We start from the raw sequence: 18,271 nt of genomic DNA on the forward strand, positions 1-18,271 counted from the left end.
ACGCAGCCCTCCCCGATACGACGCACGCCCCGAAAACCGACGAAGAGGTCGACATGAACAAGCAGAAGACGGTCGCACGGCGACCGGAAGACGAGCGGATGCCGCTCGGCAGCACCATCGCCTACGGCATCCAGCACGTGCTCACGATGTACGGCGGCATCATCGCGCCGCCGCTCATCATCGGCTCGATGGCGGGCCTCGACGGCGCCGAGATCGGCGTGCTGATCACGGCGTGCCTCTTCATGGGGGGTCTCGCCACGATCCTCCAGACCGTCGGGATCCCGTTCTTCGGATCGCAGCTGCCCCTCGTGCAGGGCGTCTCCTTCGCCGGTGTCGCGACGATGGGAGCGATCGTGACGAGCGGCGGCGGATTGCCCGCGGTGTTCGGCGCGGTGATCGTCGCCTCGATCATCGGCCTGTTGATCGCCCCGGTGTTCGCCACCATCATCCGGTTCTTCCCACCCGTCGTGACGGGCGTGGTCATCACCACGATCGGGTTGACCCTGCTGCCGGTGGCCGCGGGCTGGGCCATGGGCGGCAACAGCCAGGCCGAGGACTTCGGCGATCCGCAGAACCTGCTGCTCGCGGCGATCACGTTCGTCATCGTGCTGGTGCTCAGCAAGGTGCGGATCGGTGCGATCTCCCGCCTGGCGATCCTGCTCGCCATCGTGCTCGGCACGATCCTCGCGGTCATCCTCGGACGCGTCGACTTCGGCGCCGTCGGGGACGGGCCGATCTTCGCCCTGCCCAGCGTGTTCGGGTTCGGGATGCCCACGTTCGAGATCGCCGGGATCATCTCGATGTTCATCGTGATCCTGGTGACGCTCACCGAGACGACGGCCGACATCCTGGCCGTGGGCGAGATCGTCGGCACCAAGGTCGACTCCAAGCGGATCGCGGCGGGGCTCCGTGCCGACATGCTCTCGAGCGCCGTCTCGCCCGTGTTCGGCTCGTTCACGCAGTCCGCCTTCGCGCAGAACGTCGGCCTCGTCGCGATCACCGGGGTCAAGAGCCGGTTCGTGGTCACCGCGGGCGGCGTCGTGCTCGTCATCCTGGGCCTGCTCCCGGTGCTCGGACGCGTCGTCGCGGCGGTGCCGGCACCCGTGCTCGGCGGCGCGGGGATCGTGCTGTTCGGAAGCGTGGCGGCGAGCGGCATCCGCACGCTCGCGAAGGTCGACTACCGGGGCAACATGAACCTCGTCATCGTGGCCTCCTCGATCGGGATCGGCATGCTGCCGATCGCCGCCCCCACGATCTACGACCAGATGCCCGCGTGGTTCGTCACGATCTTCCACTCCGGGATCAGCTCGGCCGCCGTGGCGGCGATCCTGCTGAACCTGCTGTTCAACCATCTCGGGAAGCCGTCGGGCAAGGATGCGTCCGTGCTCGCCGCCGCTCCCACTCGGAGCATCCCGATCGCCTATCTCGATGCCTTCGAGGACGGGGATTCGATCGTCGACGGCAAGATCGTCGACCGCGACGGCAGAGAGGTCGAGGTCCAGCGCCCCGACCACTGACCCCGCTAGCGCAGCGGACGGGTGCCGCGGCCGGCGATCGCGTCGGCCGCGAGCTCCTGTCCGATGATCGAGTGCCGACGGGAGTAGGCGAAGTAGATCACCAGGCCGAGCGCCAGCCAGACCGCGAAACGCAGCCAGGTCTCCGAGCTCAGGTTCAGCATCAGCCAGAAGCAGGCGATCGCCGAGATCCACGGCAGCCAGGGGGAGAACGGCACGGTGAACGGCCGCTCGAGGTCGGGCCGGCTCTTGCGCAGGATCGGCACCCCGATGCTCACCAGGACGAAGGCCGACAGGGTGCCGATGTTGATCATGTCGCCCAGCACCTGCACGTCGGTGAAGCCGGCGATGATCGCGATCACGACGCCGACGATCACCTGGATGCGCACGGGCGTGCCGCGCTTGGCATCCGTCACGCTCAGGGAACGGGGGAGCAGGCCGTCGCGGCTCATCGCGAAGACGACACGGGCGAGGCCCATGAGCAGCACCATGACGACGGTCGTGAGACCGACGAGGCTGCCGATCGCGATCACCTGCGCGGCCCAGGTCGCGCCGACGAGCTCGAACGCGCTCGCCAGTGAAGGCTCGTCGAGCTTCGCGAGCTCGGTGTATGAGACCATGCCGGTGATCACGATGGCGACCAGCACGTAGAGCACCGTGACGATCACGAGGCCGAGCATGATGCCGCGGGGCACGGTGCGCTTCGGGTCCTTCGTCTCCTCGGCGCTCGTGGCGACCACGTCGAAGCCGATGAAGGCGAAGAAGACCAGCGCGGCGCCGCTGAGGATGCCGAAGACGCCGTACATCGTCGGGTCGGCTCCGGTCATCAGAGAGAACAGCGACTGGGTCCAGGCGCTCTCGGATGCTGCGCCGGCCTCGGCGGGCGGGACGAAGGGCGTGTAGTTGGCGCCGTTGATGAAGAAGAGCCCGACCACGATGACGAAGAGCACGATGGCGACCTTGATCACCGTGAAGACGCTGTTCACCCGGCTCGACAGCCGGGTGCCGAGAGCGAGCAGGGTCGTGAAGATCGCGACGATGACGACGGGACCCCAGTCGAAGGACAGCGGCCCGATCGCGATCGTCATCGGGATGTCGAGGTCGAACAGCGAGACCGCGTCGCCGAGGTACACGCCCCAGTACTTCGCGATCACGGCCGACGCCATCAGCATCTCGAGGATCAGGTCCCAGCCGATGATCCAGGCGAGGAACTCGCCCAGCGTCGAGTAGGTGAACGTGTAGGCGGAGCCCGCGACAGGGATCGACGAGGCGAACTCGGCGTAGCAGAGGATCGCGAGCGCGCAGACGGTCGCCGCGATGATGAACGAGATGATCACCGCGGGGCCGGCGTGGCGCGCCGAGGCCTCGGCGCCGACCGAGAAGATGCCGGCGCCGACCGCCACGGCGACACCCATCACGGCCAGATCCCACACGCCGAGCGATCGCTTCAGCGACCGCTTCTCGTCGTGGGTCTCGGCCATCGACTGCTCGACGGACTTGATCCTTCGCTGAATCGCCATGCGGACGAGTCTAGAAGGACGTGCTCCCGGCTACAGCACCGACTTCGGGAGCCGATGCAGAGTCACCGCACCGATCGCGGCGAACGGATGCAGCGGATCGGGGTCGCCCGACCCGGTCGGGCCGCCGAGGGCGGAGTCGACCAGCGCGCTCATCACGGCGAACGCGTCCATCGGGTCCCACCCGTGCCCGGTCACGAGGAAGTCGAACGCGTCCTCGTACCCGCGGGTGATGCTCTCCTGCACCGGGTCGCCGAGTCCGACGAAGACCCAGGCGTCCTCGGTCTCGATGCGGGGTGCGCGCAGCGAGAGGCCCGGCACGAGGTCGATGCTCACGATCGCGACCCCCTCGGCCTCGATCGCGACGAACGACGACTCGCCCTCGCTCATGATCGCGTGGATGTCGCCGATGGAGAGCAGCGCTCCCTCCACCTCGACCGGCAGGTACACGATCGAGCCCGGTCGTGCCTCGGTGACGTCCATGTTGCCGCCGAGAGCGGTGGTGGGCATGACGGTCGAGTTCACGCCGACAGCCGGGGCGGTGCCGATGCAGCCGATCATGGGTCGCGGCGCGACGACGTGCCTGTCGGTGAGGTGCACGCCCTCTTCGTCGATCGGGATGCGCCTGGACGCGACCGTCTCGCCCATCCGATGGCGCAGGGCGCCGACGCCGGGCAGGCTCTGCGACCATCCGCAGTCCTTCAGGCGGATCTCGTGGATCGTCACGGCGAGCGTGTCGCCCGGCCGGGCGCCGTCGATCCAGACCGGACCCGTGACCGGGTTGATCGGTGCCTTGAGGGCGGCGAGGTCGCCGTGGTCGTGGAGCTCGCGGTAGACGGCGTCGTCGGTCTCGAAGCCGATGCGCTCACCCGTGCCGGGCCGGATGCGCAGCACGGGTTCCACGTCGGCCCGGAAGCCGGGACGACCGAGCTCCTTGCCCAGGAAGTGGTCCATGCCGTTCATGCGGACCTCTCCTCGCCGGAAGCGGCATGCTCGGACAGCAGCTCGGGGTTCGCGCCGTTGCGGATGCGGAAGATGACGAACACGATCACCCCGATCACGAGCCAGACGACTCCGCCGATCTTGGCCAGGTCGGATGCGTTGAAGAGCACGTAGCCGATGATGAGGAATCCGCACAGCGGCACCACGAGGTGCAGCAGCCAGTTCCGCGACCGCTGGCGCACGATGTAGTGCCAGAACACGGCGACGTGCAGCAGGAGGAACCCGAAGAGGGCGCCGAAGTTCACCAGCGACGAGATCAGATCGATCTGCCCGACGAAGAACAGCACGAGCACCGTGCTCAGTGCGCTGACGAACAGGATCGCGTAAACCGGGACCTGCCGCGCGTTGATCTTCGAGAAGAACGCCGGGAGGCGCCGGTCACGGCTCATCGAGTAGAGCAGGCGCGAGGTCGCCGCCTGCGCCGCCACCGCGTTCGCGATGCCGACGGCGATGACGTTGACCGCGAGGAACGCCGTGGCCCATCCGCTGCCGGCCGCCTGAGCGACGATCGAGAAGAACGCGTTGTTGACCTCATCCTCGGGGAAGGAAACGGTGCCGGCGGCGAGTGCGCTCGCGAGCCAGGTCTGCAGGATGAACAGCGTCGCGACGATGAACAGGGCGATGATCATGGCCCGCCCCGCCGGGTTCTTCTTGCCGGTCGTCTCCTCCGAGAGCGTCGAGATCCCGTCGAAGCCGAGGAAGCTCAGCACGGCGATCGAGAGCGCGGATGCGATCAGGGCGGGGTCGACCTTCGCGGGGTCCCAGAGCTGTGCGAGGGAGAAGGAGGATCCCTCGATCGTCTGGCCGGTCAGAGCGGACACGGCGATGACGACGAAGATCACCACGAACACGAGCTCGATGGCGAGGAAGACGCGGTTCGCCACGGTGATCGAACCGATGCCGAGCACGTTGATGATCGTGTTGACCGCCACGCAGAGGATCGCCCACAGCCATTCCGGCGACTCGGGGAAGATCCCCCGCATCGAGGAGGCGGCGAAGACGTACAGCAGGGTCGGCACGAGCAGGTAGTCCAGGAGGATCGCCCAGCCCGCGAAGAAGCCGGCGACGGGATGCGTGCCGCGGCCGACATAGGAGAAGACGGATCCGGCGAGCGGAAAGGACTTGGCCATCTGCGCGTACCCGAGGGCGGTGAAGATCATCGCGACGAGGCCCACGAGGTAGACGAGCGGGACCATCCCCTTGGACTCGTTGAACACGACGCCGAAGATCGCCCACGGGGCGATCGGCACCATGAAGACCAGGCCGTACACGACGAGGTCGAAGGTCGAGACGGAGCGCTTGAGCTCCTGCTTGTAGCCGAACGATTCCAGCCGAGGCTGGCCGTCGGAGGCGGCGGTGGCGGTCATGATGTCTCCAGGGTGGGTGTCAGGGATGCTGAGCGAGGAAGTCGGCGATCACGTCGAGGAAGATCTGAGGCTGTTCCAGGTGCACGCAGTGGCTCGCGCCGGGGAACACGTGTCCGGTCGCATCGGGGATGCGATCGAGGAACGGCTGCCAGGTCGCGGGCGTCGCCTCGTCGTGCTCGCCGGCGACGACGAGCGTCGGCACCTGCACGAGCGGGAGGCGGTCGATCACGGACCAATCGCGAAGCGTGCCGATCACATGGAACTCGTTGGGCCCGTTCATCGTGTGGTACACGGTCGGGTCGGCGAGCATCTGCTGCTCGCTGTCGACGAAATCCTGCGGCATCGGCGCGACCCGGCAGACGTGCCGCTCGTAGAACAGCTGTGTGGCGGCGACGTACTCGGGGTGATCCAGCGTCCCGGCCGCTTCGTGCTCCGTGAGCGCGTCGCGCGCGGCATCCGGGAGCGCGTCGCGCAGCCGCGCCGCCTCGCTCACCCAGAGCGGCATCGAGGCGGGGGAGTTGCAGATCATCAGCCCGAGCAGGCCGTCGGGCTGCCGAACGGCGATCTCGGCGCCGAGCATGCCGCCCCACGACTGCCCGAGCACGTGATACTCGTCTATGCCGAGATGTGCGCGCAGGGAGTGGAACTCCTCGTCGAAGAAGGCGGGCGTCCACCGCTCGACGGGGGCGTCGGGGTGGTGGGAGCTCCGGCCGCAGCCGATCTGGTCGTAATGGACGACCGTTCGCCCTGTGAGATCGGCGAGGCGGGCGATGTTCTGCACGTAGTCGTGCGCCATGCCCGGGCCGCCGTGGAGCACGAAGACCGGAGCGAGGTCGCGGCTCTCGTCGGGCGTCGTGACGCGGAACCAGGTGAAGCCGTCGCGGAAAGGGACGGAGGACTCGTGAACGTGCATGAACACATGTTGGCGATAAAAGGTCCGCGAGTAAACCATTTGGCGGCAAGTTAACGTTGATGAAACACTGGGAGGGCCATGACGGAGACCGATGAGACCCTGATCGATCGCATCACCGACCGGCTGATCACCGCCGTGGCGATCGGCGAATTCCTCCCTGGGGCCCGCCTGCCGGCTGAACGCGATCTCGCTCGCTCGCTCGGCGTCGGGCGCACCACGACACGAGCCGCCTTGGAGCGCCTGGTCGGCAGGGGCATCCTGGAGAAGCAGCGGGGGAGGTCGGGGGGATCATTCGTCAGGGAGGAATGGCCGACCTCCGAGGTCGCCGCCGTCGCCCGATGGTTCGAAGAGCAGTGGCCGCAGCTCGTCGATGCCGCCATCGCCGGGACGCACCTCCACGGTGCGGTCGCTCGCCTCGCGGCAAGCAACCGCACGGACGACGACATCGAGTGCCTCGAGAGCTGCCTCGACGACTTCCGGCAGGCCGAGAGCGGAGCCGCTCGTCAGCACGCCGACAGTCTCCTGCACCTGGCGATCATCGCCGCCGCGCACAACGAGACGCTCTCCGCGATCGTGCTCGACCACGAACGCCGGTTCACGATCATCGCACCCGCCCACCCGTGGGGCGATTCGGCGAGCCGACCTGCGATGGAGGAGCGCGCCGGACGTGAGCACGGCGAACTGGTCGCGGCGATCATCGACGGCCGTGTCGATGATGCCGGGCGGATCGCGCAGCGCCACGTCGAGATCGATCTGGAGCTCCTCGACGCCGCCCGTCGTCGCGCGCTCACCCGCTGACGCGGGCTCCCGATCCGTCGCCGGCGGATGCCGCCAGCGCCGCTCCTGTCAGCGAGTCCCCGTCGGCCGCGAGCTCAGCCGGGGTCCCGGCGAACATCAGCCGACCGCCGTCGGACCCTGCTCCTGGACCGATGTCGATCACGTGATCGGCGCGTGCGACGACACGCATGTTGTGCTCCACCACGACCAGTGTCGCGCCGTCGTCGAGCAGGTCGTCGAACAGGCGATTGATCGTGTCGACGTCGTTCGGGTGGAGCCCGGAGGTCGGTTCGTCGAGGATGATCCGGTCGGCGGGATCGCGCTGCGGGTCGCTGAGGTGGCGCGCGAGCAGCAGTCGCTGCTTCTCGCCCCCGGAGAGGGTGTCGAGCGAGCGGCCGACCGGGATGTAGCCCAGTCCGGTGCGCTGCACCCAGTCGAGGGCCGCCACGACGTCGGAGTGGTCGGACAGCAGCCCGCTGACCTCGCTCGGAGTCGAGGCGAGGACATCGGCGATCGTCGCACCGCCGACGCGGACCTCGAGCGCCGTGTCGTTGAATCGCAGACCCCCGCAGGCGTCGCAGGGCAGCGAGACGTCGTCGAGGAACGCGAGCTCGGTCGTGATGTGCCCGCGTCCGCGGCACGTCGGGCACGCGCCCTTGCCGTTGAAGCTGAACCAGGACGGATCGAGGCCCGATGCCGCGGCGAACACCTCCCGCACGGTGTCGGCGATGCGCAGGATGCTCAGCGTGGTCGAGCGGATGCCGCCGCGCAACGGGTCCTGCCCGACGACGGTGAACTCCGGATGCTGCCGCGGAAGCTCCACCGTCGCGAACGAGCTCTTGCCGGAGCCTGCCACACCGGTGATCGCCGTGAGCACCCCCACGGGCACGTCGACGTCGAAACCCTGCAGGTTGTGCGACCGTGCGTCGCGGACGGTGACCTGACCGCGCGGCGCTCGACTCGTCTCTGCTGCGCGCAGCGGCTCTGCGAGCAGCCGTCCGGTCAGGGTGCGGCTCCGACGCAGCGCGTCGGGCGTGCCCTCGAACTGCACCAGGCCGCCTGCGGAGCCGGCGCCGGGACCGAGGTCGACCACGTGGTCCGCGACGGCGATCACCTGCGGATGGTGCTCCACCACGAGGATCGTGTTGCCGGCGTCGCGCAGGCGCTGCAGCAGCGCGACCAGGCGCTGGATGTCAGCGGGGTGCAGCCCGGTGCTGGGCTCGTCGAACACGTAGGTCACATCGGTCAGGGCGCTCCCGAGGTGCCGCACGATCTTGACCCGCTGGGCCTCGCCGCCGGACAGCGTCGACGATTCGCGGTCGAGCGTGAGGTAGCCGAGCCCGACGGAGAGGAGGGCATCGAGGACGTGTCGGATGCCGTCGACCGCCGGCGCGACCCTGGCGTCGGCGAGGTCGTCGAGCAGCACGCGCAGCTCGGCCACCGGCATCCGCATCCAGTCGACGATCGATCGCCCGTCGATGAGGCTCGCCCGCGCGGCTTCGTTCACGCGGGCGCCCTGGCAGTCGGGACAGGCATGGTGGGTCACCAGGCGGTCGAGCTCCTCGCGCACCTGCGCGGACATCTTGGTCGGGCGCTGCTTCAGGAAGACCGCGCGCATGCGGGTGATCACGCCGTCGAACCGTGCGCTCTGCGGGAAGCGCGGGTCCGGGTCGGTCAGCTTGAGCTGATCCGCGTACAGGAAGAGGTCCATCTCCTCGGCGGTGTACTCCTTCAGCGGCTTCTGCCGGTCGAACAGGCCGCAGTAGGCGAAGCGCTTCCAGCGGTAGACGCCGGGCCGGAAGAGGCTGAAGCGCACCGGCCCCTCGTCGATGCTCTTCTCGGTGTCGATGAGCGCGTCGAGGTCGATGTCGTAGACCGTGCCGAGCCCTTCGCAGGTCGGGCACATGCCGGAGGGGTCGTTGAACGAGTAGGAAGGCGAATACCCGGCCGAGGGCGAGCCGATGCGCGAGAAGACCAGCCGCACCAGGGAGGCGAGGTCGGTCGCGGTCGCGACCGTCGAGCGGGCGTTCCCGGTGAACCGTCGCTGGTCGATGAGCACCGTGAAGGTCAGGCCGTCCATCGCCTGCACATCCGGCGCCGGCATCTGCGGCAGCCGGGCGCGGATGAACGTCGAGTACGAGTCGTTCACGAGCCGTTGCGCCTCGGCGGCGATCGTGTCGAGCACGAGCGATGACTTGCCGGATCCGGAGACGCCGGTGAAGACGGTCATCAGCTTCTTCGGGACGTCGAGCGAGACGTCGCGCAGATTGTTGGTCCGCGCTCCGGTGATGCGGAGGAAGGAGTCCATCACCTCACGCTAGACAGGCCTCCGGACATCCGTCCGGGGGCCTGTCCGAGGAGAGGGCGTCAGGCGCTGAGGACGACCGTCTCGTCGATCGGCCGGCGCACGCGCGGGGCGACCTCGCGCTGCTGCAGGACCTCGGGAAGGCTCTCGACGTCGCCGAACTCGCCGACGGCGAAGACCGTGACGGGGGTGAAACGGGGCTCGAGGTCGGCGAACTCGCGCACGGCCTCGGGGTCGAAGCCGCTCATCTGATGCACGACGAGTCCGTCGTGGTGGGCCTGCACCGAGAAGTGCGCGACGGCCTGTCCGAGGTCGTACACGGCGTGGGTGATCGGGGTGCCGTCAGCGGCCGCGGTCTCGGCGATGGCCACGACGAGGACGGCCGCGTTGCCGGCCCATGTCTGGTTGAAGCCCATCAGCGCGTTCACGACCTGGGCGTGCAGGGCGGTGCCGCGGCGGGCGACGATGAATCGCCAGGGCTGGGTGTTGTTCGCGGAGGGGCTCCAGCGGGCGGCCTCGAGGGCGGTGGCGAGCTTGACCTCGTCGATCGCGTTCTGCGCGTCGTAGGCGCGGGGGCTCCAGCGCCCGGCGAGGACGTCGAGGACGGGGTGCTCGGTCGGTGCGGTGCGATCGATGACGGGAATGCTCACGGTGAGGCCTTTCGGAGGGAGTGGATCGGACTCCGTCGTCCGGCTTACAGGGGGTCAGAACGCATGTATGCGCATGTATATTCCTCAGCGCCCGAGCGCCCACAGCACCTTCCGGCGCAGCACGCCGGCACGTCGCCGCAGACGCACCGCGAGGGGCTGGTCCTTGGCGGCGGCGAGCAGCTTGGCGTCGTACGCGGCACGCAGCTCACGCGACCAGCGTCGCGTCACCGTCGCATCCGAGAACTCGGCCGCCCGTGCGATCGCGCGCCGGCGCATCGCCTCGATCTGCGCCGTCGGCATCGACTGCAGCTCGACGATCCGCCGCGCCATGGCATCGACGTCGCCCTCGGGGATCAGGAAGCCGTCGACGTCGTCGCGGATCATGTCGGCCGGACCGTAGCGGATGTCGTAGGCGATCGGGATGCAGCCGGCGGCCATGCTCTCCACGAGCACGAGGGGGAGGCCCTCCGACGTGGACGTGAGCAGGCTGAAACTCGCCGTCCGGAACGCCAGGCGTGCGGCCGGATCGTGTCCGCGCAGGCGGATGCGGTCCTCGATGCCGAGACGGCGGATGCGCCGGCGGATCACGGCTTCGCGCGGGCCCTCGCCGAAGATGTCGGCCTCGACCCGCGCACCGGCGGCGCGTGCGGCGGCGATCGCCTCCACGGCGTGGGTGAGGCGCTTCCGGGTGTTCAAGGACGCCACGACGACCCCGTGCCCGGCCTCGCGGGCGATCACGTTCTCCTCCGGCAGGTCCACGCCGTTGGGGATCGTCCAGATCGTCGCCTCGACACCGACGGCGGCGAGATCCTCGGCGAGATCGGCCTGCTGGCGGGTGGTCAGGACGACGATCGCGTCGAACTCGCCTGCGCGGCGCAGCACGTACTGGCGCGTCGCCCGCAGCTCGCCCGCCCGTCCGCCCTGTCGGTGAGAGGCATGGACGATGTGGACCGTGGTGACGTTGTCCCGGCGGTAGCCGGCGACCGATCGCGCCGCCGTCTTCGAGTCGACCAGGAGGAAGCTCGGCTTGCCCCCGGTCACCCGATCGAACCACCAGCGGTACAGTCCCCAGCTCGTCTTCCACGACCGGATGGGGGTGCCGTCGCCCGCGTAGAGCACGATCTTCCTGTCGGAGTCCGGGCGCTCCGTGGCGAGGAGCGAGCCGTCGCGACGGAACCGGTCCACGGCGAGCAGCCGGCCGTCGGCTCCGCGCCGCACGCGGCTCAGCACCGTGCCGCCGTGCATCGCCACGACGTCGCCGTCCTCGGGCCGCAGCAGCTCTGGGCTCTCGGGCGCGGTTCCGCGCGGGGCGGGCAGCTTCTCCCGCAGCTCATCCCAGAGGTTGCGGATCCGGAGGCCCTCGATCAGCTCTCCCGACGCGTGGAGGCGCGCGGCGTACTCCGAGTAGTCCGGGCGGTCGTCCAGCGTGAGGATGTCGACATCCACCCCGCCGATCAGGCGGAAGGAGCGCGAGCGGCGCAGCATGGCGCTGGTCATCCCGCCGTGCTGGTCGGCGAGTCCCCACGTCAGGGCGAAGTGCCGAGCGGGAGGGAGACGGGGCGAGGAGCGGAACATCTCGAGCAACGATAGGCCTGGTCCTGTGGCGGGGACTGTGCGTCGGCTGTGTCCCTGCCGAGGATCGAGGAGCGCGGCTCGGCTACTCCGGCAGGTTGTGCGACGCCGCATCCGCGAGGGCGCTGCGAACGGCTCGGATCGAGGGCGCCGCCGCCGACACCCGCCGCGCCGAGGAGAAGATCTCGCGCCGCGGATCATCGGGCAGCGGTGTGAGATCGACTGTCGGAGTGTCGCCGGCCCAGACGAGCTCGGGCAGCAGGCCGACCGCGAGGCCGGCGTGGATCAGGCGCACGTGCGCGGTGAGGTCGGCGATCTCGAAGCGCACGTCGGGCTCGAAGCCCGCGGTGCGGCAGAGCTGCTCGGCCCACGCGCGCGATGCCGTTCCCTCGGGTTCGAGCACCCACGGCTCGTCACGGGTGGACCACAGCGCGGCGACGGCATCCGTCTGATCGGCCGTTCCCGGTCTCCGGGCCAGGGCGATCGCGTCGTGAGCCAGCATCACGCGGTCGAGGTCGGCGTGGATCGGGCGCGTGCGCCCGGGGTACTGCTCGGCGAGGATCAGATCGAAGTCACGACTCGAGACCCCGACCAGGCCGGTCTCGGGATCGCACTCGGTCACCTGCACGCGCAGCGCCGGATGCCGGTCCTTGAGCGCCTCGAGGGCGCGGGGCAGCAGCGAGTGCGCGGTGGACTGGAACACGGCGATGTGCACCGTGCCGGTCACCTCGGTGAGCGATTCCGCGACGGCGACCTCGGCATGCTCCAGCTGATCGAGGATGCCGATGGCCTGTGCGACGAGAACATTCCCCTGTGGAGTGAACTGCACGCCGCGGCCGACGCGTCGCAGCAGCGGGACGCCGACGTCGCGCTCCAGCGCGCTCAGCTGCTGCGACACCGAGGCCTTGCTGTACGACAGCGCGTCGGCGACGGCGGAGAGCGTGCCGCGGCGGGAGAGCTCCACCAGCATCCGCAGGCGATTGACGTCGAGCACGGCGATCCGTTCGTTCAGTCTGAGTGAACAGAATTCACGCAATTCGGTTGATAGACGGAGCCTACCGACCGGACGGACAATGATCCAGCCGCACACGACCCCGGGTGTGCGATCTCTCCGGAAGGCACCGCCCATGTCTGTCGACGTCGACACCACTCCCCGTACCGATCAGGTCGCCGCCCTCGTGCAGCGCTGGCTCGCCGAGAGCGAGTCGTACCCCGTCGAACCCGCCGCCCAGCGCCTGTCGGAGGTGCTCAAGGACCCGAACGGTCTGGCGTTCACGGTCGGCTTCGTCGACGGGGTGATGCGTCCGGAGGACCTGCGTGTGGCCGGCCGCAAGCTCGCCGAGATCTCGGACATCACCCCGACCCTGCTGCCGGGATACCTCCGCGCCGCCATCAAGACCGGCGGATTCTGGGCGCCGAAGCTGCCCGGCGTCGTCGTGCCGATCTCGCGCCGGGTGCTGCGGGCGATGGTCGGGCACCTCGTCCTCGACGCGACCCCCTCGAAGCTCGGCCCGGCGATCGCGAAGCTGCGCAAGACCGGCAACCGACTGAACCTCAACCTTCTCGGCGAAGCCGTGCTGGGCGAGCGCGAGGCCGGCCGACGCCTGCAGGGCACCAGCGACTTCCTCGCCCGCGACGACGTCGACTACGTGTCGATCAAGGTCTCGAGCGTCGTCAGCCAGCTGTCGATGTGGTCGTTCGACGAGGCCGTGGCGGATGTCGTCGCCAAGCTCACCCCGCTGTACGAGCTCGCCGCGCGTGCGGAGGCGGCGGGCAAGGCCAAGTTCATCAACCTCGACATGGAGGAGTACCGCGACCTCGACCTGACGATCGCGGCGTTCACGAGCATCCTCGACCAGCCGGGGCTCGAGAATCTCGAGGCCGGGATCGTGCTGCAGGCCTACCTGCCCGACGCGCTCGGCGCGATGCAGCACCTGCAGGAGTGGGCCGCCGCCCGCCGCGCCAAGGGCGGAGCGCCGATCAAGGTGCGCGTCGTGAAGGGCGCCAACCTCGCCATGGAAGAGGTCGATGCCGCGATCCACGGCTGGCCGCTCGCGACCTACGGCACGAAGCAGGACTCCGACACCAATTACAAGCGCGTGCTCGACTGGGCGATGACGCCGGAGCGACTGGATGCCGTGCGCATCGGCGTCGCGGGACACAACCTCTTCGACATCGCCTACACCTGGCTGCTCGCCCAGGCACGGGGCGTGGCCGGCCCGTCGACAGGCTCAGGGGCCCAGGTGGAGTACGAGATGCTGCTCGGCATGGCGACCGGTCAGGCCGCCGCGGTCCGCAAGGACGTCGGTCAGCTGCTGCTCTACACACCGGTCGTGAACCCGGCCGAGTTCGACGTCGCGATCGCCTACCTGGTGCGCCGACTCGAAGAGAACGCGAGCCCGGAGAACTTCATGTCGGCCGTGTTCGAGCTCGCCTCGAACCCCACGCTCCTGACGCGCGAACGGGAGCGGTTCGAGCGCTCGCTGGCCGGTCTCGAGGCGGACCGCTCGGTTCCGGCATCCCACCGCGTGCAGAACCGGCAGACCGAGGACGCGGCAGCGGCCGGTACCACCGGCTTCGAGAACCAGCCCGACACCGACCCCGCCCTCGCCGCCAACCGCACCTGGGGGCGCGAGATCCTGGGCCGTTCGGTCGGCACGACGCTCGGCACGGACGCGATCGCCGCCGCGCGCATCGAGACGGATGCCGAGCTCGACGCGGTCTTCGCCGCCGCCACCGCCGCCGCCGCGAGCTGGGCGGCCCGGCCCGCCGCCGAGCGGGCGGCCGTGCTGCACCGCGCCGGTGACGAGCTCGCGGCGCGCCGCGGTGAGCTGATCGAGATCATGGCTCATGAGGCCGGCAAGACGATCGCGGAGGCCGACCCGGAGATCAGCGAGGCGATCGACTTCGCGCACTACTACGCCGAGCGAGCGCTCGATCTCGAGGCCGTCTCCGGTGCCGAGTTCGTGCCCTCGAAGGTCACCGTCGTCACCCCGCCGTGGAACTTCCCGGTCGCGATCCCGGCGGGTGGCGTGCTCGCCGGCCTCGCATCCGGCTCCGGCGTCATCATCAAGCCGGCGAAGCTCACCCAGCGCTGCGGCGCCGTCATGGTCGAGGCCCTGTGGGCAGCGGGCGTGCCGCGCGACCTGCTCGCGCTCGTCGACCTCGCCTCGCGCGACCTCGGCACGCGTCTGGTCGCGAGCCCCGCCGTCGACCGGGTGATCCTCACGGGGGCCTACGAGACCGCGCAGTTGTTCCGCTCGTTCCGCTCCGACCTCCCGCTGCTCGCCGAGACCAGCGGCAAGAACGCGATCATCGTCACACCGTCAGCGGACCTCGATCTGGCCGCCGCCGACGTCGCGCGCAGCGCCTTCGGCCACGCGGGCCAGAAGTGCTCCGCGGCGTCCCTCGTCATCCTCGTCGGATCGGTCGCCGAGTCGAAGAGGTTCGAGCGCCAGCTCGTGGATGCCGTGACCTCGATGCGGGTGGGCCTGCCCGATGACCCCGCCACGCAGATGGGCCCGATCATCGAGCCCGCCTCCGGCAAGCTGCTGACAGCGCTCACGAAGCTGGAGAAGGGCGAGCGCTGGCTCGTCGAGCCGCGCAAGCTCGATTCCGAGGGCAAGCAGTGGACCCCGGGTGTGAAGACCGGCGTCGGCGAGGGCTCGTACTTCCACCTCACCGAGTTCTTCGGACCCGTCCTCGGCGTGATGCGCGCGAAGGACCTCGACGAGGCGATCCGTCTCCAGAACGCGGTGGACTACGGTCTCACGGCCGGACTCCACTCGCTCGACTCGCACGAGGTCTCGACCTGGCTCGACCGCGTCGAGGCGGGCAACCTCTACGTCAACCGCGGCATCACCGGCGCGATCGTGCAGCGCCAGCCATTCGGGGGCTGGAAGCGCTCGGCGGTCGGTGCCGGCGCCAAGGCCGGTGGACCGAACTACCTCTTCGGCCTGGGCGAGTGGGTGCCGGCGGAGCTCCCGGCGGCCGCGGCGGACGCCGCCGTGCTTCCGGCGGTCGACGCCCTCCTCGCGGCCGCCACCCCGGACCTCGACCCGGTCGAGTCCGCCTGGGTGCACCGCGCCGCGGCATCCGACGAGCGGGCCTGGGTCGACGAGTTCGGCGCCGTGTCCGACAGGTCGGGCCTCGGGGTCGAGCGCAATCTCTTCCGGTACCGTCCGGTCGCGGTCGACGTGCGCATCGCGGAGCACGCGCCTCTGGTCGACGGCATCCGCGTGCTCGCCGCAGCGCTCCGCAGCGGAAGCCCGTTCACGGTGTCGGCACCGGCGCTGCCCTCGCGCGTCGAGAAGGCGCTGCGTGCGCACGGCGTGACCGTGAAGCACGAGACGGATGCCGCGTGGACGAAGCGCTACGCGAAGGCGCAGCGGTCCTGGCAGCGCCTGCGGCTCGTCGGCGGCGATGCATCGGCCCTGTTCGACGCCCTCGGCGGCAGCCCGGATGTCGCCGTCTGGTCGCACGCCGTGACCGGCGCGGGTCGGGTCGAGATCCTGCCGTTCCTCCACGAGCAGGCGGTGTCGATCACGAACCACCGCTTCGGCAACCCGACGACCCTCACCGACGGCGTCATCTGAGAACAGGCCGAGCAACGACGAACCCCCTGCCGCGACGCGCGACAGGGGGTTCGTGGGTTGGGGCGTCAGCCGCGCAGCGCCTCTCCGAGCTTGACGCGGGATCCCATCTTCAGGAGCGAGTTCTCGTAGATCTTCGCGCCCACGACGATCGCGGCCACGCAGCTCGCGAGCAGGATCACCAGGCTCAGCAGCGGCTCCCACCACTGCGCCTCGCCGACGAACAGCCGCATCGGCATCCCGACCGGGGCCGAGAACGGCACATACGACATGATCGTCAGCACCAGCGGGTTGTCGTTGAAGATGATCACCAGAACGTACGGCGCCATCACGAGCATCGTGATCGGGGTCGTCGTCGAGCCGATGTCCTCCTGGCGCGAGACCATCGAGGCCGCCGCCGCGAACAGAGCGGCGAGCAGGATGAACCCGAACAGGAAGAACACCGCGAACCAGATTATCGGCGCGCCGAGCATCGAGAGCACGTCGCGCTGGCCGGTGACGATCAGCCCGATCGTCGCGATCGCAGCGAGAGCGATGATCTGGCCCATCGCCAGGATCGTGTTGCCGACGACCTTGCCCGCCAGCAGCGTGCGCGCCGGGATGGCCGACAGCAGCACCTCGACGACGCGCGTCTGCTTCTCCTCCACGACGCTCTGCGCGATCGTCCCGCCGAAGGTCGCCGCCGCCATCATGAAGACCAGACCGAAGCCGATCGCGATGAAGTAGCGCAGGATCCAGGTGGTCGTCGCCGGTTCCAGGATCGTGACCTCCGGCGCCTTCGACAGACCGGAGACCAACGAGCTGGGGGCATCCTTCAGTGCGACGATCGTGAAGTCGGAGGCGCCGGAGCCGGGAAGCACCGCGGCGTCGACCTTCTCGTCGCGGACCAGCTGCTCGGCCTCCGCCTGATCGGAGACCTCGGTGACCGAGACGTTCGGCAGCGCCGAGACGGCGGCGGAGGTCTGGGACGTGACGGCGACGGGCATGGTCTCGGTAGCGGTGTTCTTGCTCGCGAATCCGCCGATGACGATGCCGGCGAGGGCGATCAGCAGCAGGATGCCCGTGGAGATGAGGAAGGCCTTGCTGCGGAGCTTGGAGCCGATCTCGCGCTCCGCGACGAGCCAGATGCCGTTCGCGGTGGTGGGGGTCGAAGCGCTCACTGGATGACCTCCTTGAAGATCTGTGCGAGAGACGGATGCTTGGGGGCGAAGCTCGCGACGTCACCGCGCTCCACGGCGGAGCGCAGCACCCGCTGCGCGGTCTCGGGGCCATCGGCGTCGAAGAGCGCGTAGCCGCCCTCGAAGTCGACGACCGTGACACCCGGTTCGGTGCGCAGCCAGCCGGCGTCGCCGGTGGAGACGAGCTCGTAGCGGTCGCGGGCGTGCTCGGCGCGCAGCCCGTCACGCGAACCGGATGCGCGGACCGTGCCGCCGGCGAGGATCACCAGGTCGTCGCACAGCCGCTCGACCACGTCGAGCTGATGCGAGGAGAAGAGGATCGATGCGCCCTTCGCGGCGCTCGACTGCAGAACGCCGGCGACCACGTCGACCGCGAGAGGGTCGAGCCCGGAGAACGGCTCGTCGAGGATCAGCACCTCGGGGTCGTGCACGAGCGAGGCCGCGATCTGCGCGCGCTGCTGGTTGCCGAGCGAGAGCGACTCGATCGTGTCGTTCAGCCGCTCGCCCAGGCCCAGCTCGGTGAGCAGCTCGGTCGCCCTGCTCGTGGCCTCCGCCTTTCCGAAGCCGTGCAGGCGGGCGAGGTACACGATCTGCTCCCGCACCTTCATCTTCGGGTAGAGCCCGCGCTCCTCCGGCATGTAGCCGAAGCGGCGGCGGTCGGCGGCCGTCAGAGGCGCGCCGTCGAGGTCGACGGTGCCGCCGTCGGACGAGAGCAGCCCGAGGACGATCCGCATGGTGGTGGTCTTGCCGGCGCCGTTGCCGCCGACGAATCCCGTCAGCCGCCCCGGCGAGACCGTGAAGGACACGTCATCGAGCACTCGCCGCGAGCCGTAGCTCTTGGTGATGCCCGTGAGTTCGAGCCTGCCTGTCGTCATGTCGACTCC

General features: G+C 69.5%; 13 protein-coding genes. 3 read left to right on the forward strand and 10 right to left on the reverse strand.

The features are described 5' to 3' along the window. Window positions 1-53 precede the first annotated feature (53 nt). On the forward strand, window positions 54-1,517 hold the full coding sequence (locus DC434_RS02920) for a nucleobase:cation symporter-2 family protein (protein WP_116633753.1): 1,464 nt from the start codon (window positions 54-56) through the stop codon (window positions 1,515-1,517). 5 nt (window positions 1,518-1,522) lie between these two features. On the opposite strand, the gene DC434_RS02925 is transcribed toward DC434_RS02920, so the two are convergent. From DC434_RS02925 to DC434_RS02940, 4 genes are read right to left on the reverse strand one after another with little or no spacing between them, the layout of a single operon-like run. Beyond that, window positions 1,523-3,034, reverse strand: coding sequence for an amino acid permease (locus DC434_RS02925; RefSeq protein WP_116633754.1), 1,512 nt, complete (start codon window positions 3,032-3,034; stop codon window positions 1,523-1,525). A gap of 30 nt (window positions 3,035-3,064) precedes the next feature. After that, the gene (locus DC434_RS02930; RefSeq protein WP_116633755.1) at window positions 3,065-3,994 is read right to left on the reverse strand and encodes an acetamidase/formamidase family protein; all 930 of its coding nucleotides are present in this window, start codon (window positions 3,992-3,994) and stop codon (window positions 3,065-3,067) included. Then, window positions 3,991-5,400, reverse strand: a complete 1,410-nt coding sequence (locus DC434_RS02935) for an APC family permease (protein ID WP_116633756.1) — start codon at window positions 5,398-5,400, stop codon at window positions 3,991-3,993. The genes DC434_RS02930 and DC434_RS02935 overlap by 4 nt, the downstream gene beginning before the upstream one ends. Before the next feature lie 19 nt (window positions 5,401-5,419). Beyond that, window positions 5,420-6,313 (reverse strand): proline iminopeptidase-family hydrolase, encoded by an 894-nt coding sequence (locus DC434_RS02940; protein WP_116634016.1) that lies wholly within the window; start codon window positions 6,311-6,313, stop codon window positions 5,420-5,422. 78 nt (window positions 6,314-6,391) lie between these two features. Here DC434_RS02940 and DC434_RS02945 point away from each other — a divergent pair, with 78 nt between their 5' ends. After that, the gene (locus tag DC434_RS02945; protein WP_116633757.1) at window positions 6,392-7,111 is read left to right on the forward strand and encodes an FCD domain-containing protein; all 720 of its coding nucleotides are present in this window, start codon (window positions 6,392-6,394) and stop codon (window positions 7,109-7,111) included. Here the strand turns inward: DC434_RS02945 and DC434_RS02950 are convergent. The 4 genes from DC434_RS02950 to DC434_RS02965 form a co-directional block, all read right to left on the reverse strand. Then, entirely contained in the window at window positions 7,101-9,398 is a 2,298-nt protein-coding gene (locus DC434_RS02950; protein WP_207769877.1) for an excinuclease ABC subunit UvrA, read from the reverse strand. The genes DC434_RS02945 and DC434_RS02950 overlap by 11 nt on opposite strands. Window positions 9,399-9,457: 59 nt before the next feature. Beyond that, on the reverse strand, window positions 9,458-10,045 hold the full coding sequence (locus DC434_RS02955) for a nitroreductase family protein (protein WP_116633758.1): 588 nt from the start codon (window positions 10,043-10,045) through the stop codon (window positions 9,458-9,460). A gap of 84 nt (window positions 10,046-10,129) precedes the next feature. Beyond that, window positions 10,130-11,620: a glycosyltransferase gene (locus DC434_RS02960; RefSeq protein WP_133192767.1), complete on the reverse strand. Its 1,491-nt coding sequence runs from the start codon at window positions 11,618-11,620 to the stop codon at window positions 10,130-10,132. A gap of 82 nt (window positions 11,621-11,702) precedes the next feature. Further along, complete coding sequence (locus DC434_RS02965; protein WP_116633760.1) at window positions 11,703-12,611, reverse strand: LysR family transcriptional regulator; 909 nt, start codon at window positions 12,609-12,611, stop codon at window positions 11,703-11,705. Window positions 12,612-12,744: 133 nt separating this feature from the next. Here DC434_RS02965 and DC434_RS02970 point away from each other — a divergent pair, with 133 nt between their 5' ends. Continuing rightward, entirely contained in the window at window positions 12,745-16,212 is a 3,468-nt protein-coding gene (locus DC434_RS02970; RefSeq protein WP_116633761.1) for a bifunctional proline dehydrogenase/L-glutamate gamma-semialdehyde dehydrogenase, read from the forward strand. 65 nt (window positions 16,213-16,277) lie between these two features. Here DC434_RS02970 and DC434_RS02975 read toward each other — a convergent pair whose 3' ends face one another. Then, window positions 16,278-17,369: an ABC transporter permease gene (locus tag DC434_RS02975; RefSeq protein WP_116633762.1), complete on the reverse strand. Its 1,092-nt coding sequence runs from the start codon at window positions 17,367-17,369 to the stop codon at window positions 16,278-16,280. Beyond that, complete coding sequence (locus tag DC434_RS02980; RefSeq protein WP_116633763.1) at window positions 17,366-18,262, reverse strand: ATP-binding cassette domain-containing protein; 897 nt, start codon at window positions 18,260-18,262, stop codon at window positions 17,366-17,368. The genes DC434_RS02975 and DC434_RS02980 overlap by 4 nt, the downstream gene beginning before the upstream one ends. Window positions 18,263-18,271 lie beyond the last annotated feature (9 nt).

Source organism: Microbacterium sp. TPD7012, assembly GCF_003075395.1.
Classification (GTDB): Bacteria; Actinomycetota; Actinomycetes; order Actinomycetales; family Microbacteriaceae; genus Microbacterium.

Excerpts from the sequence above, each read along its gene's own strand:
- DC434_RS02920 (WP_116633753.1), top strand. The coding sequence starts at position 54 with ATGAACAAGCAGAAGACGGTCGCACGGCGACCGGAAGACGAGCGGATG.
- DC434_RS02925 (WP_116633754.1), bottom strand. The coding sequence starts at position 3,034 with ATGGCGATTCAGCGAAGGATCAAGTCCGTCGAGCAGTCGATGGCCGAG.
- DC434_RS02930 (WP_116633755.1), bottom strand. The coding sequence starts at position 3,994 with ATGAACGGCATGGACCACTTCCTGGGCAAGGAGCTCGGTCGTCCCGGC.
- DC434_RS02935 (WP_116633756.1), bottom strand. The coding sequence starts at position 5,400 with ATGACCGCCACCGCCGCCTCCGACGGCCAGCCTCGGCTGGAATCGTTC.
- DC434_RS02940 (WP_116634016.1), bottom strand. The coding sequence starts at position 6,313 with ATGCACGTTCACGAGTCCTCCGTCCCTTTCCGCGACGGCTTCACCTGG.
- DC434_RS02945 (WP_116633757.1), top strand. The coding sequence starts at position 6,392 with ATGACGGAGACCGATGAGACCCTGATCGATCGCATCACCGACCGGCTG.
- DC434_RS02950 (WP_207769877.1), bottom strand. The coding sequence starts at position 9,398 with ATGGACTCCTTCCTCCGCATCACCGGAGCGCGGACCAACAATCTGCGC.
- DC434_RS02960 (WP_133192767.1), bottom strand. The coding sequence starts at position 11,620 with ATGTTCCGCTCCTCGCCCCGTCTCCCTCCCGCTCGGCACTTCGCCCTG.
- DC434_RS02970 (WP_116633761.1), top strand. The coding sequence starts at position 12,745 with ATGTCTGTCGACGTCGACACCACTCCCCGTACCGATCAGGTCGCCGCC.
- DC434_RS02980 (WP_116633763.1), bottom strand. The coding sequence starts at position 18,262 with ATGACGACAGGCAGGCTCGAACTCACGGGCATCACCAAGAGCTACGGC.